Source organism: Streptomyces sp. NPDC007164 (assembly GCF_040634135.1).
Lineage (GTDB): Bacteria > Actinomycetota > Actinomycetes > Streptomycetales > Streptomycetaceae > Streptomyces > Streptomyces sanglieri.
On the sequence record NZ_JBEYFB010000005.1, the window covers coordinates 155,620 to 169,430 of the forward strand.

The following is a 13,811-nucleotide window of genomic DNA, read 5'->3' on the forward strand; positions in this document are numbered from 1 at the left end:
ATGGGGCATGGCTGGACAATAGGTGACGGTTCGTGGTGTCGCCACGCGACGCCCGCAACGGTCGTCACGACGCGTACGGCCGCCCCGCGGTGAACGGGTCCGGACGCAGCCCTCCGAGGACGGCCGCTCGTCCGACGGCAGTGGTCATCCGGCGGCGAACAGGGCGCAGTTGAGGCGCGCCTCTGGGGGCTGCTGCGGACTGCTGCCGTACGAGGAGAAGTGTTCCCACGCACGGGCCCTGTTCACCGGGGGCCGTCGCTCCGGCCACCGGCCTCACAAACCGGTGACCTTGGCGCTCGCCGACAGTTCGTAGGCCAGGGTGAGCGTGCGGTGGCTGCCGGGCGGGAGGGCGATGTCCCAGCGGGCGATGCCCTCGGTGTCGACCGTGTCGGGAACCGGTGAGCAGGAGTTCTTCCGCAGCCGGACCTCCACCGCCGAGACCTCGGAGACGGGGACCCGTTCCCGCAGGACGACGACCCGCTCGTCGTGTTCGCCGGGGGCGGAGAACCGGGACAGGTGCAGCCGGACCGTGCGGGTCACCACGGTGCGCTGGGTGATCCCGCCGGAGTCGCGGGACTCCTCGGACTGCCGGACCACCCGGTAGTCGTCGCAGCTGCCGAAGGCCAGTTCGGCGGGGGCGCCGGGGGAGGTGAAGTCCAGTGTGCCGCGGCCGCTGAATCCGCTGCCCCGGACCAGGTCGACGGGCCCGGCGAGCAGTGCGTGGCCGGACCGGTTGTCGAACCGCACCACCTGGGTGACCAGCGGGGACAACTCCGGTGTGCAGGCGTACTCACTGCGCGCGGCCGTGGTGAACGCGGACAGCGGCACGCGGTGGGCGCGGCCGTCACCGGGCACCGAGACCGGTGCGGGGGATCGCAGTACGCGCGCCTCGCCGCCGTCGTCCACCCCGGGCAGACCGAGCACGGGCGTCGGGCCGGGGTCCGCGATCTCCTCCTCGCGCAGTTCGACGTCGACCGTGCGGCGCTCCGCCGCCGAGCGGTCCTTGAGCGTCAGCCGGTCCTCGCCCAGTTGTGGCGGATCGGTGGCCAGCGCCGAGCGGGCCGTGGACAGGGTCAGCCGTACGTCCGACCAGTCCTCCCCGGTGCGCTGCCAGACCATCGCGTCGGTCTCCAGCGTCAGCGAGTCCCCGTCGAGCACGGCCCGGTAGGCCGGCCGCCACAGCGCACACGCGGTGAGATGGCTCAGCCGCAGCCCGACCGGGCCGGCGGCCGCGGTCTCCACGGTCAGCTCGACATGGCCGACCAGCTCCGCGGGCTCCTCCTCGGCGAGCTGCACGGCCCGCTCGGCCTCCCCGAGTTCGACGGCGATGCCGGCCAACCCGGCGTCTGCGGCGCGGAGTTGCTCGCTGTATGTGTCACGCTCCCCGTCCACCCGGTCCAGTTCGCGGGCCCAGCGGTGCTGTTCGGTCTCGCCGGAACCGGCGCCTTCGCCGATCTCCCGCAGCAGATCGGCGGCGAGGCGGCCGAGCAGGTCGAGGCGGGCCTTCAGCCGGTCGCGTCGCCGGCCCAGGGACAGCCGCTCCTCTCCGAGGTCGTGTACGCGGTGGCGCAGGGCGGAGTCGTCCTCGGTGGGCGGCAGCGGCGCGCGCGGTGTCCAGCTGCGGACGATCCGTACGTCGAGCACGGTCGCATGGTGATCGGCGGTCAGTTCGGCATGGAGGGTCCGGTCGACGGCCAGCGCACTGACCGGCCCGAGGCGCAGCCGCTGGACCCCGGTCTCCAGGTCGAGCACGACGGAGCGTTCGACGTGGGCGCGGTCCTCCAGGCAGGTGACGGCGGTGACGGGGAGAGCGATCGGCTGCTGGGCCGTGGACATGGTGGGTGTCAGCTCCTGCGGTTGCCGCCGACCAGGGCCTTGCCGGTCGGGATGCGGATCTCGTAGCCGCCGTCGAGGGCGGCGGTTGCGCCTGCGGGCAGGTCCAGGCGCCAGACGCGGGTGCCCGGCGCGTGCCGGTCGGGGCCGGTGCCTTCGTCGGGGGCGGTCCAGTCGGCCCGTTCCTCGATCCGGACGTCCGGATCGGCGGTGACCGGAATCCGCTCGCGGACCTCCACGGTGACGGGCCGCGCGAGCCCGTTGACCAGCTCCACGTGGACGCGGTGGTCGAGCACGGTGGTGTTGTTGCGCAGACCAGAGGTCGACTCGTTCAGGCTCGTACGGCGGGTGACCCGGATGCCCTCGGCCGCCCCGAGCCCCACCCGGCGGACACCGCCGGGGGCGAGCGTGGGCAGTGCGGTGGTGAGCAGGAAGTCGTCGTCCACGGTGACCTCCACCGGGCCGGCCAGCAGTGCCTGGTCGGTGGAGTTGGAGAGCACCAGCGTCGCGTACACGGTCTGGTCGACGGACGGAACGCAGAGGTATTCGGTACGCAGACCGACCGGGATCTCGCCGACGGTGACGGTGTGCCAGGTGCCGTCCGACGGGATGTCGGCGCGGGCGGCGGCGTCGAAGCGGTGGTCGAAGGAGCCCGCCGACTCCCGCGGCCGCACGGCCCGTCCGGGCAACGGCAGCGCGGCCACCGCTTCGGCGCGGCGGCGGTACTCGGCCGCCACCGGGTCGAAGGGCGAGCCGGGGAACAGCCGGCCCCTGCGCCCTCCCGTCTCCTCGGGGCCGCACAGGACGAGGCCGGCGTAGTCGAGCTCGGCGCCACTCGGCCGAGGCGGACTGGCAGCCGGCGCCGGAGGGGGCGGTGGCACGGCCCCGGCGGGAGCCGCGGGCATCATGGCGCCGGGCGCACCGGCGAAGGGGCCGCCGGCACGCCGCCTGTCGGACGGGTGCGTCCAGGCCGGTTGTGCGGGGGCGGGCATCCCGCCGCCGAAGGCCTCCGGGGGAGGGCCGCCGGGCGCCGGGAGCGCGCCCGGTGGAGCGCCGTAGCCCTGCGGTGCCGACGGGGCCGGCGGGGGAGAGGGAGGCGGCGGCGGTGGCAGAGCGGGCTCGGATGCGGCAACTGCGACGGCGTAGCCGCCCCCGGGAGCCGAGGGCGCGGCGGCCGGGGCCGGGCCGGGGCCCGCCGAGTCGAACCCGGCGAACAGCTCGACGAGCCCGGCCGGGGGCTCGCGCCAGCCGGAGGGCGCGGGGGTCGGCTGACTGCGTCCGATCCGGATCGAGCGCAGCCGCGGCAGGTCGGTGCGGCGCCGGAGATCGGCGGTGGCCAGGGCGATGCGTACGCCGGTCCAGTCCTCGCCGGTCCGCTGGGCGACCGAGGCGCGCAGCACCAGCCGGCCGCTGCCGTCGCCCTGACGGTGGGTGAGTCGGTAGGCCGGCACCCAGACGGCGCCCGGGACCCCGTATTCCAGCTCCACTTCGGCGTCGCCGGTGCCGTCGAGGGTCAGTACCGCGCAGACCGTGGTCTCCACGTGTGCCGACGGCGCGTCGGTGGAGGCACGGGCGAGTCTGTCGGCGACGCCGCTCAGCTCGTGCTCGACGTTGCGCAGCGCCTCCTCCAGCTCGACGAGACGATTGTGCAGCCCTGCCAGCCGCTCGTCGACGAAGTCGGCGAGTTCCAGCCAGGCGTCGACCGGGGTGCGGCGGTGCGGGTCGTCGCGCTTGCGGGCAGGCGGTACCGGCTGGAGGGCCCTGACCTCCTCGATCAGGCTCAGTTGCCGGTCCCGCCGGCCCTGCGCGGCCGCGTGCTCGTCGCTCAGCCGTTCCACCTCGCGCCGCAGCTCGTCGGGCGCACGCCGGCCGGCCGGCTCGGCCTCGACCTCGACCCGGGCCTCGGTGACGCGTACCCCCGAGGCGCCGAGTACCCGGGCCCGCAGCGAGCCCGGGTCCAGCGAACGGGGCAGCCCCGTCACCCGCACCCGGCCGTCGGGCGACACGCTGCCCCGGGCCAGGCGCCTGCAGATCGCGCCCTGCGCGTACACCACGACCGAATCGAGGGCCGACCCCCACCGCCGTGCCGACTCGTCCGTCATGTGCTCAGCCCCCCCCGTGTGCTGAGCGCAGCTTACGCCCGGGGCCCGCGGCGTCCGAGTCACATCAGGAGGACGGCGACAGGTTCCCTTCGAGGACGGCTCGGGTGCTCGTGACCACGGCGCATTTGCCCGCCGCCCAGCGCAGGGCCATCGCATGGTCCCCGGCGGAGAAGTCGGCCACCGCGTCGGCCACCACGAAGGCCTGGATGTCCTGCATCCAGGCGTCGCACGCGGTCATGAGGACGCCGATGTGGGCGTAGACGCCGGTGACGACGATCTGGTCGCGGCCCTGTTCGCGGAGACGTTCCAGGAGGTCGGTGCGGACGAAGCCGCTGTACTTCCACTTGGTGAGCACCGCGTCGCCCTCGTCCGGCGCGACGGCTTGTGCGATGGCGGCGGCGTACGGGTCGGCCGGCAGACCCGGGCCCCAGAAGTCCTGTTGCAGTCCGCGCTCGTCCGGGCTCTGGCCGCCCGGCTGCGCGGTGTAGAGCACCGGCATGCCGAGCCGCGCGGCTGCCTTCTTCAACTTGGCCACGTTCGCGAGCAGTTCGGGAATCGGTGCGGACGTGCGGTCGTAGGCCGACAGGAAGTAGTTCTGCAGATCGTGGACGAGGAGGACCGCGCGCGCCGGGTCGACGGTCCACTCGACCCGGTTGGGAGGCAGTTCGTCGGCGGTCGGCATGGGGTACGGGGCGATGGCGGGCAGTGCCATGTTGCGGGGATTCCGTTCAGAGGAGGAGAGTTCGGCGGGTCAGGCCGGTGTGGACGTGGCTGCGCCGCGGGCCGCGGCGGTCCGCAGGGCCTTCTTGGAGATCTTTCCGACGCCGGTCTGCGGGAACGTGTCCACGAACTCGACGCGGTCCGGCACCTTGTACGCGGCCAGATCCCGCTCCCGTACGAACCGTTTGATGTCCACCGGCTTCAGCGGACCCGCGCCCGGGCGCAGGATCACGTAGGCGCAGGTGCGTTCGCCCAGGTACGGGTCGGGCTCGGCCACCACGTTGGCGTCGTGGACGAAGGGGTGGGCGAGGATGTGGTTCTCCACCTCCTCGGCGGCGATCTTCTCGCCGCCCCGGTTGATCTGGTCCTTGGCGCGGCCCTCGACGACGATGTGGCCGCTCGGGGTGACCCGGACGACATCGCCCGTGCGGTAGAAACCGTCCTCGGTGAATGAGCGGGCGTTGTGTTCCGGCGCCCGCCAGTAGCCGCGGATCGTGTATGGGCCGCGTGTCAGCAGATGGCCCGTCTCGCCCGGTGCGACCTCGTGGTTTTCGTCGTCGACGACCAGGATCTCGTCGTCCGGCGAGATGGGCCGCCCCTGGGTGGTGACGATCACCTCGACCGGGTCGTCCAGCCGGGTGTAGTTGACCAGGCCCTCGGCCATGCCGAAGACCTGCTGAAGGGTGCAGCCGAGCGCCGGCCGGACCCGCCGCGCCGCCTCCTCGCTGAACTTGGCGCCACCCACCAGCAGGACGTCCAGGCTGCTGAGGTCGTGCGCGGTGGCGGTGGCCGCCTGGGTCCACAGCAGGGCCAGTGGGGGGACCAGTCCGGTGAGGGTGACCCGTTCCCGTTCGATCAGCGGGAAGGCCACCTCGGGGGAGGGCTGCGGGCACAGCACCACGCGGCCGCCGGCGTAGAGCGTGCCGAGTGAACCGGGGGAGGACAGGGGGAAGTTGTGGGCCGCGGGCAGCGCGCAGAGGTAGACGCTGTTCTCGTCGACGCCGCAGATCTCGTTGGAGCCGCGGAGCGAGTAGATGTAGTCGTCGTGGGTGCGCGGAATGAGTTTCGGTACGCCGGTGCTGCCGCCGGACAGCTGGAGGAAGGCCAGGTCGTCCGGGCGCGGAGCACCGTGGCCGACCGGATCCTCCGCCACGTCGGACAGCGCCTCGAACCCGCCCGGCTCTCCGCGGGCGACGAACACATGGCGCAGTGCGGGAGCGGCGGCCCGGGTGCGCGCCGCCAGTTCGCGGTAGTCGTAGCCGCCGGGTTCCGCGGCTATGACGTACGCGACCGCCTCGGTGAACTCGCAGAAGTACGAGATCTCCGTCTCGCGGTGGGCCGGCAGTGCGAAGACGGGCAGCGCGCCGATCCGGAACAGCGCGAAGACGACTTCGAAGAACTCCGCGACATTGGGCAGTTGGACCACCACGCGGTCGCCCTTGGCGATGTTCCGGGCGAGGAGACCGGCAGCCAGCCGGTCGGCGCGCCGGTCCAGTTCCGCGTAGCTCCAGCGGATTTCCGCGGCGGGGTCGACCACGGCGATCCGGTCCGGGTGCGCCTCGGCGCGTTCCCGGAGCATGGAGCCGAACGTCTCGCCGCGCCACCAGCCCGCGGCCCGGTACCGCTCGGCGAAGTCGGACGGCCAGGTGGGTGCGTCGTGCGGGCTCACAGCTCGGCCCCCACGGCGCCGAGGAAGGTACGGAACTTGGCGGCCGTCTCGGCGGTCTCCGCCTCGGGCTCGGACGCCGCGACGATGCCGGCGCCCGCGTAGAGGCGCAGGGTGCGTTCCTCGGCCTCGGCACAGCGGATCGTGACGACCCACTCGCCGTCGCCCCGGGTGTCGCCCCAGCCCACCATCCCGGTGAAGAAGCCGCGGTCGAACGGCTCGGTCTCCGCGATGATCCGCCGGGCCGTCGTGGTGGGGGTGCCGCACACGGCGGGGGTGGGGTGCAGGGCGCAGGCGAGGGCCAGGGCCGAGATGTCGGGGGAGGCGAGCGTGCCGGTGACCACGGTGGACAGATGCCACATGGTGGCGGTGCGGATCAGGGTCGGCCGGGCGGGGACGGTCAGCTCCGTGCAGTGCGGGGCCAGGGCCTGGTGGACGGCGTCCACGACGACGGCGTGCTCGTGCAGGTCCTTCGCGGACTCCAGCAGTGCGGCGGCGCGGCGGACATCCTCGGCGAGGTCGGTGCTGCGCGGGGTGGAACCGGCGAGCGGATTGGCGACCACGCGCTTTCCCTGCCGGGAGACCAGCAGTTCCGGACTGGCGCCGATGAGGGTGCGTCCGGGCCCGGTGGGCAGGGCGAAGGTGTGGCCGGCGGGATCGCGGCGGGCCAGGCGCTGGAGCATCCCGGGCAGGTCGAGCGGGGCGGCGGAGGTGAGTTCGAGGGTGCGGGCGAGCACCACCTTGCTGAACTCCCCGCGCCACATGCGTTCCACGGCCGATGCGACACCCGCTCCGTAGACCTCGGGTTCGGGTACCGGGCGTATCCGCCAGTCCGCCTGGCCGGTCACGTTGGCGGGCAGGGCGATCAGTGGATCGGAGGCGAGCGGGGGAGCGATGCGCAGTGCCGCCGGCACGCTCAGGGCGGCCGGTGCCTCGTGGTCGAACGGGACGGCGCCGATGACCACGGGCGATTCCTGCCCGGCCGCGCCGGCCTCGATCAGGGTGGCGTTCACCCGTTCGTCCAAGGGTCTCGCGTCGTGCGGTACTCGGCGTGCCGCGCCGTGCGCGAGCAGGGTGCGGCCGGGGGTGGCGAGGAAGTGATCGCCCGGGGTGTAGGCGTCCAGGAGCGAGGTGGCGGCGCCTACGGCCGGGTGGTCCGGATCGGCCGGGGGTAGGTGCGTGGCGACCTGGGAAGCCGTCGACACGGTGACTCCATTCTCGAAGGTTCTGCCGGTGGGGGGTTGAGCGGGGTTGTGACGGAGCTGACAGTGGGTCAGCGCAGAGTTGCGCCGCCGTCGACGTACAGCTCCTGCATGGTGATGTGGCGGGCGCGGTCCGAGGCGAGGAACGCGACGGCGTCGGCGATGTCCTCGGGGGCGGCGATCCGGCCCAGCGGGATGCCGGTGCGGTAGGTGGCCGGGTCTCCGTCGACGACCCGTTGCTCGGCGCCGGGGTCGGTCCACAGGGCGCGTTGCATCGCCGTGTCGGTGGATCCGGGTGCGACGACGTTGCACCGTACGCCGCTGCGGGCGAGTTCGAGCCCCAGGCATTTGGTGAACATGACCGCGGCCGCCTTCGACGCGGCGTAGGCGGCCATTCCGGTGCGCGGGATCCCGGCGGCGTTGGAACCGACGGTGATGACACAGCCGTTGCCCCGGCCGGCCATCAGCGGTGCGACGGCCTGTGAGGTGTGGAGGACGCCGTTGGTGTTCACCGCGAAGGTGTCCGACCAGTCCTCGGCGGAGAGTTCGGCGGCGGGGCCGGTGCGCAGGACTCCCGCGACGTTCACGAGTACGTCGATGGGGCCGAGCCGGCTCTCCGTACGGGCCACGGTGCGCTCCACCGAGGGCCGGTCGGTGACGTCCATGACGTACGGCTCCAGACAGCCCGTCGACCGCTCGCTCCCCGGTTTCTCCGCCTGCCGCCGGTCCCACTCCGCGGCCAGCGCGTCGATGCCGTTCCGCGCGCGGTCGGTGGCGGCCACCCGGGCGCCGAGGGTGGCGAACAGCTCGGCGACAGCCGCCCCGATGCCTTGTGCGGCACCGGTCACCAGGACAGTACGGCCGTTGAACTCCCCGTTTCTGCCCGGTATGTGCTCAGGCATGAGCAACCTCCGTTCGAGAAAGTTAGGTAAGGGTAACCTAATTGAAATTCGACGGAGAGGGGGTGGGGCGGGTTTGTGTGGCGGTGTGACGAGTGCTGGCACGGCGGGAGTTGGGGCGCGCGAGTCGCGTGGCGCCGGGGTCGCTGTTCCGTGTCCAGTGCTTGTGGGTTAGGTTAGCCTTGCCTGAGTTTGGGGCGGTCGTCGGTGTTCCGGTGCGGCCCGTCATGGACCATGGCGAACCGGCCCGCATCGCCGCCCGGACGGCCGCTGCGGTCGCCGGTTCTTCCCGTGAACGCCCTGACCAGGCGGGCGCGGACGTCGCCCCGCGCCGTGGCGTCGTACCCATCACCGCCGACGCGTCGACCGCGCTGCCGGCGTCCATTCCCGCAGGAGCAACCCGATGAATCAGACCTTGTCCCCCGAGCGCGTCCGTGCGGATGTCGCCGAACTGCTCGACTGCGATCCCGCGGGGATCGCGCCCGAGGAGAACCTTGTCGACCTCGGCCTGGACTCGGTGCGGATCATGGTCCTGGTCGACCGCTGGCGGACCGCGGGGGCGGCCGCGCTGGAGTTCGCCGACCTGGCCGAGCAGCCCGAACTGGGGCACTGGACCGAGCTGCTGACGGGTGGTGCCGCATGAGCCGCGTCGACCACCGGCACCGGCACCTGGAGCGGATCGCGGAGGTCCGGGCGGGTCGTCACGCCGAGAAGGTCGGCTACCCGATCGGCATCCGGGCGACCGAGGTGGTACGCACCGCCACGGTCGGCGCGGGTCTGCTGCGGGTGACCCTGGGCGGGGCGGGCGCGGAGGGGTTCGAGGCCCACGCGCCGGACGAGCACGTGAAGCTGCTCTTCCCGGATCCGGACGGCTCGCTGCGGCTTCCCGAGCCGGACGGGCTGATGCTGAGCTGGCCGCGACCGGCGTCCGTCTCGCGGGAGTACACCGTGCGCCGTTACGACCCGGTCGCGGGCGAGATCGACATCGACGTCGCCCTGCACGACGGCGGCCTCGCGTCGGAGTGGGCGTGCGAGGCCCGGCCCGGCGACATCATGCACCTCGCGGGGCCGCCCGGCGGGATGATCGTCCCGCACACCTACGACCGCTATCTGCTCGCGGGTGACATCACGGCCCTGCCCGCGATCGCTCGGTGGCTGGAGGAGCTGCCCAGGACCGCGAGGGGCTGGGCGTTCGTCGAAGTCGTCGACGCCGCACAGGAGATCGAGCTGTCCGCGCCCGAGGGCGTCGAAGTGCACTGGCTGCACCGCGGCGACCGGCCGGCGGGGACCGGCGACGCGCTGGCGCGGGCCGTGACCGCGGTGAGGGTGCCCGAGGGGGAGCGGGTGTACGTGTGGGCCGCCGGTGAGGCGGGGCAGATCAAGCCGCTGCGCCGCTGGGCCCGCGACGAGCTGCGGCTGGAGAAGGCCGACAGCGACATCGCCGGCTACTGGAAGTGCGGCGTCGCCGACTTCGACGAGGACGACCACTGACCGACCGGCCGGACCGGGGGCGCGCGTGCTGCCGCTCTCCGGTCCGCCCCGTCCAGAAAGCCATCTAGTAAGGTGAGCCTTACCTAACCAGCAAGGAGCATTTTCATGTCCATACGCAGATCGTCCGGCCTGGTCGGAGCCGCTTCGCTGGCCCTGATCCTGACCGGCTGCGGGTTCTCCTCGGAGAGCGGGTCGGACGCCTCGGACAAGGGCAGGACCAGGGTGTTCGCCGCGGACAACGGCAAGATCACCATCCCGGCGGCCCCGAAGCGCGTGGTGGCCACCGGCTATGCGGTGCCCGCCCTCATCGAGGCCGACGCACCGCTGGTCGGGATCTCGTCGTGGAAGCGCGGCGAGCCGATGATGTCCAAGGACGACCTGGCCGAGTACAAGAAGCTCCCCAAGGTGGCGGGCGAGCTGGCGACCGAGACCAACTACGAGGCCATCGCCGAGGCCGACCCCGACCTGATCGTCATCGGTGTGCCCGCCCCGGTACTCGGCGACATCGACGTCAAGCGGCTGGAGGGCATCGCCCCGGTCGTGGCGATCGGTCCGACCGTGCCGTCCGCGTGGCGGGAACTGTCCCGCAAGCAGTCCGACGCCGCCGGTTCCCTCAAGCAGTTCGACGCCGCGAAGAACACGTACGAGGCCAAGGCCGCGGAGCTGTCCAAGAAGTACAAGGACGTGCTGCCCCAGCTCAAGCTGGGCCACGTCGGTTCGTACGGTGACGCCGCCAAGGGCACCTTCCAGCGCGAGTTCAACGGTTCGTGGGGCACCAACATCGCCGAGGACGTGGGCGCGACGTACTACGGCAAGGTCAAGAAGCCCGGCCCCGGTTCGCAGGCGGTCAGCGAGTACCCGTCCATCGAGGAACTCCCGGCGGCCTTCCGCGAGGCCGACGTCATGACGTACTCGGTCAACGCCGACGGCAGCGTCCCCAAGTCCGTCCAGTACGTCCTGGACTCGAAGCTCTGGAAGAACCTGCCCGCCGTCAAGGCCGGCAAGGCCTTCCCGCTCCGCTACACCGAGGCCGCGACCTACGGCGAGGCCATGCAGACCCTGGACGCGGTCGACAAGTCGCTCGCTCCGCTGCTGAACCGGTGACCGTCGCGGGCCGCGCCTCCCGGGCGGCGGGAACCGGGCGGGCCGGGCCACAGATCGGCCTGCTCGTCGGCGGACTGCTGCTGCTGGCAGCGATCGCCGTGCTCAGCATGGGCGTCGGGGCCCGCCACGTTCCGCCCGCCGAGGTCGTGCGGGCACTGTTCGACCACCAGGGCACCGACGACCAGGTGATCGTGCGAGACATCCGGGCGCCGCGCGCGCTGCTGGCCATCGCGGTGGGCGCCGCGCTCGCGGTGGCCGGCGTGCTGATCCAGACGCTGGCCCGCAACCCGCTGGCCGAGCCCGGCATCCTCGGGGTCACCGCGGGCGCCGGGTTCGCCGTCACCGTCGGTTCGGCGCTCGGTCTGGCCACCGGGCAGGCGGGCGAACTGGGCTTCGCGGTCGCCGGATCCGTTCTCGCGGCGCTGATGGTCGCCGCGGTCGGGCAGCGCTCACCGCTGCGTCTGGTACTCACCGGAGTGGCCCTGACCGCGGTGCTGGGCGGCGTCGCGCTGGGCATGCGGCTGATGCTGCCGGATGTCTTCGACGTCTACCGGTTCTGGTCGGTCGGGTCGCTGGCAGGCCGTGAACAGGCCCCACTGGCCCTGCCGTTGACCGCGATCGGGGTGGCCCTGCTCGGCGCGCTGCTGCTGAGCCGGGCACTCAACGCCCTGACGCTGGGGGAGAGCGTGGCCCACACACTGGGCGCGGGCGTGGGCCGGGTACGGGCCGCCGCACTGGTGCTGATCACCGTGCTCAGCGGGGCGGCGACGGCGGTGGCCGGGCCGATCCTCTTCGTCGGACTGATCGTGCCGCACCTGGCACGCAGGCCGGCGGCGGGCTCGGTGCCCTGGCTGATCCTCTACACGATGGTGCTGGGGCCGATCCTGCTGCTGGTCGCCGACATCGGCTCGCGAGTGCTGCTGCCCACCGGTGAGGTGCCGGTCGCCATCGTGACCGCGTTCCTCGGCGGCCCCATGCTGATCTGGGCCGTCCGCCGCTACGGGGCGGGGTCGCTGTGACCGTACTCGGACTGAGGGTCGAGCGCCGCACCGTGCTGCTCCCCGCCGTACTGGTGCCCCTGATGCTGGGGCTGGGCCTGCTCGGACTGTGTTACGGGGCGTCATGGTCCACCCCCGGCGAGGTGTTCGCCGCACTGACCGGGACGGACCAGTCCGTGGTGATCCGGGACTGGCGGCTGCCACGCGTGCTGGCCGGGCTGGTCTTCGGCGCCGCACTCGGTGTGGCGGGGGCCATCTTCCAGAACCTCACCCGCAACCCGATGGGCAGCCCGGACGTCATCGGCCTCGACGCGGGCGCCTACACCGGCGCCCTGGTCGCCCTCACCGTACTGTCCGGCACCTCCGCGCAGCTCGCCGCCGGATCGGTGCTCGGCGGGCTGGTCGTCGCGGCCGCCATCTACCTGCTGTCGTTCGAACGGGGCTTCTCCGGACTGCGGTTGGTGGTCATCGGCATCGCCTTCAACGCGATGGTGACCGCGATCAACTCCTGGATCGTGCTGCGCGCCGATCTGGAGGTGGCGATCGCCGCCGTCGGCTGGAGCGCGGGCTCGCTCAACGGAGTGGGCTGGGCCGACCTCGGGATCCCGTTCACGGTGATCGCCGTGCTGCTGGCCCTGATGGCCTCGCGGGCGCACGCCATGCACCAGGCATCGCTCGGCGACGCGGTCGCGGTGACCACCGGCGTCGGGCTCGACAGGCTGCGGCTGCTGATGGTGCTGGTCGGCGTCGGCTGCACGGCCACGGTCACCGCGGTGGCCGGCCCGATCGCGTTCATCGCCCTGGCCGCACCCCAGATCGGCCGCAGGCTCGCGGGCGCCGCCGGAGTGCCGCTGCTCCCGGCCGCCCTGACCGGGGCCGTACTGCTCCTGGGCGCCGACCTGATCGCCCAGATGCTGCTGGCGCCCGTCGCGCTGCCCGTCGGCGTGGTGAGCACCGCGATCGGCGGCTGCTATCTGATCTGGCTGCTGACCAAGGAGGTGAGGCGCGCGTGACCGCACGCCTGACGGCGCGGGAGATAACCCTGCGCTATGGAGACCGGGTCGTGTCCACCCGGCTGAGCATCGACATCCCCGACGGCGCGTTCACCGCCATCGTCGGACCCAACGCCTGTGGCAAATCAACCATGCTGAGCGCGCTGGTCCGGCTGCTGCGGCCGGACTCCGGGCAGGTGGAGTTCGATGGCCGCGAGGTCGGCCGCTACGCCACCAAGGCACTGGCCAAACAACTCGGCTTCCTGCCGCAGGACCCGCTGGCACCCGACGACATCAAGGTCCGGCAACTCGTGGGCCGGGGACGGTTCCCGCACCAGTCGATGCTGGCCCTGTGGTCGCCGGAGGACGAGGAGGCCGTCGACGGGGCGATGACCGCCGCCGGCGTCGCCGACCTGGCCGACCGTCCCGTGCAGGAACTGTCCGGCGGACAGCGCCAGCGGGTGTGGATGGCCATGGTGCTCGCCCAGCAGACGCCCTACCTGCTGCTCGACGAACCGACGTCCTTCCTGGACATCACCCACCAGTACCAACTGCTCGGCCTGCTGGCCAGGCTGCGCGACCAGGGCCGCACGGTGGTCGCGGTCCTGCACGACATCAACCAGGCCTGCCGGTTCGCCGATCACCTGATCGCCATGAAGGACGGCCGCGTGGTCGCCGAGGGCGACCCCGGGGGCGTGGTGGACGCCGCGCTGATCAAGGACGTGTTCGACCTGCCCAGCGTCATCGTCCCCGACCCGGTGACCGGCACGCCGATGGTCGTTCCCACACTGCTAGGAGAGTAAG

Annotated in this window: 12 protein-coding genes; 6 read left to right on the top strand and 6 right to left on the bottom strand. The window is 72.6% G+C overall.

Going from position 1 to position 13,811, the window contains the following annotated elements:
• Nucleotides 1-273: 273 nt before the first annotated feature.
• From ABZ622_RS10935 to ABZ622_RS10960, 6 genes are all read right to left on the bottom strand, one after another.
• A complete protein-coding gene (locus ABZ622_RS10935) occupies nt 274-1,836 on the bottom strand; it encodes a mucoidy inhibitor MuiA family protein (protein ID WP_360542046.1) in 1,563 nt (520 codons plus the stop codon).
• Nucleotides 1,837-1,844: 8 nt separating this feature from the next.
• Complete coding sequence (locus ABZ622_RS10940; RefSeq protein ID WP_360542047.1) at nt 1,845-3,935, bottom strand: DUF4139 domain-containing protein; 2,091 nt, start codon at nt 3,933-3,935, stop codon at nt 1,845-1,847.
• 64 nt (nt 3,936-3,999) lie between these two features.
• A complete protein-coding gene (locus ABZ622_RS10945; RefSeq protein WP_360542048.1) occupies nt 4,000-4,647 on the bottom strand; it encodes an isochorismatase family protein in 648 nt (215 codons plus the stop codon).
• 39 nt (nt 4,648-4,686) lie between these two features.
• Entirely contained in the window at nt 4,687-6,324 is a 1,638-nt protein-coding gene (locus ABZ622_RS10950) for a (2,3-dihydroxybenzoyl)adenylate synthase (RefSeq protein ID WP_360542049.1), read from the bottom strand.
• Nucleotides 6,321-7,526, bottom strand: a complete 1,206-nt coding sequence (dhbC, locus tag ABZ622_RS10955) for an isochorismate synthase DhbC (protein WP_360542050.1) — start codon at nt 7,524-7,526, stop codon at nt 6,321-6,323. The genes ABZ622_RS10950 and dhbC overlap by 4 nt, the downstream gene beginning before the upstream one ends.
• Nucleotides 7,527-7,594: 68 nt before the next feature.
• Nucleotides 7,595-8,425, bottom strand: a complete 831-nt coding sequence (locus tag ABZ622_RS10960; RefSeq protein ID WP_360542051.1) for a 2,3-dihydro-2,3-dihydroxybenzoate dehydrogenase — start codon at nt 8,423-8,425, stop codon at nt 7,595-7,597.
• 400 nt (nt 8,426-8,825) lie between these two features.
• On the opposite strand from ABZ622_RS10960, the gene ABZ622_RS10965 reads away from it, so the two are divergent.
• The 6 genes from ABZ622_RS10965 (at nt 8,826) to ABZ622_RS10990 (ending at nt 13,810) form a co-directional block, all read left to right on the top strand.
• A complete protein-coding gene (locus tag ABZ622_RS10965; protein ID WP_266692388.1) occupies nt 8,826-9,065 on the top strand; it encodes a phosphopantetheine-binding protein in 240 nt (79 codons plus the stop codon).
• Nucleotides 9,062-9,913: a siderophore-interacting protein gene (locus tag ABZ622_RS10970; RefSeq protein WP_360542052.1), complete on the top strand. Its 852-nt coding sequence runs from the start codon at nt 9,062-9,064 to the stop codon at nt 9,911-9,913. The genes ABZ622_RS10965 and ABZ622_RS10970 overlap by 4 nt, the downstream gene beginning before the upstream one ends.
• Nucleotides 9,914-10,018: 105 nt before the next feature.
• Entirely contained in the window at nt 10,019-11,017 is a 999-nt protein-coding gene (locus tag ABZ622_RS10975; protein WP_360542053.1) for an ABC transporter substrate-binding protein, read from the top strand.
• A complete protein-coding gene (locus tag ABZ622_RS10980) occupies nt 11,014-12,036 on the top strand; it encodes an iron chelate uptake ABC transporter family permease subunit (RefSeq protein WP_360542054.1) in 1,023 nt (340 codons plus the stop codon). Before ABZ622_RS10975 ends, ABZ622_RS10980 begins: the two co-directional genes overlap by 4 nt.
• Nucleotides 12,037-12,098: 62 nt before the next feature.
• Nucleotides 12,099-13,028, top strand: coding sequence for an iron chelate uptake ABC transporter family permease subunit (locus tag ABZ622_RS10985; protein WP_360542142.1), 930 nt, complete (start codon nt 12,099-12,101; stop codon nt 13,026-13,028).
• On the top strand, nt 13,025-13,810 hold the full coding sequence (locus ABZ622_RS10990) for an ABC transporter ATP-binding protein (RefSeq protein ID WP_360542055.1): 786 nt from the start codon (nt 13,025-13,027) through the stop codon (nt 13,808-13,810). Before ABZ622_RS10985 ends, ABZ622_RS10990 begins: the two co-directional genes overlap by 4 nt.
• Nucleotide 13,811 lies beyond the last annotated feature (1 nt).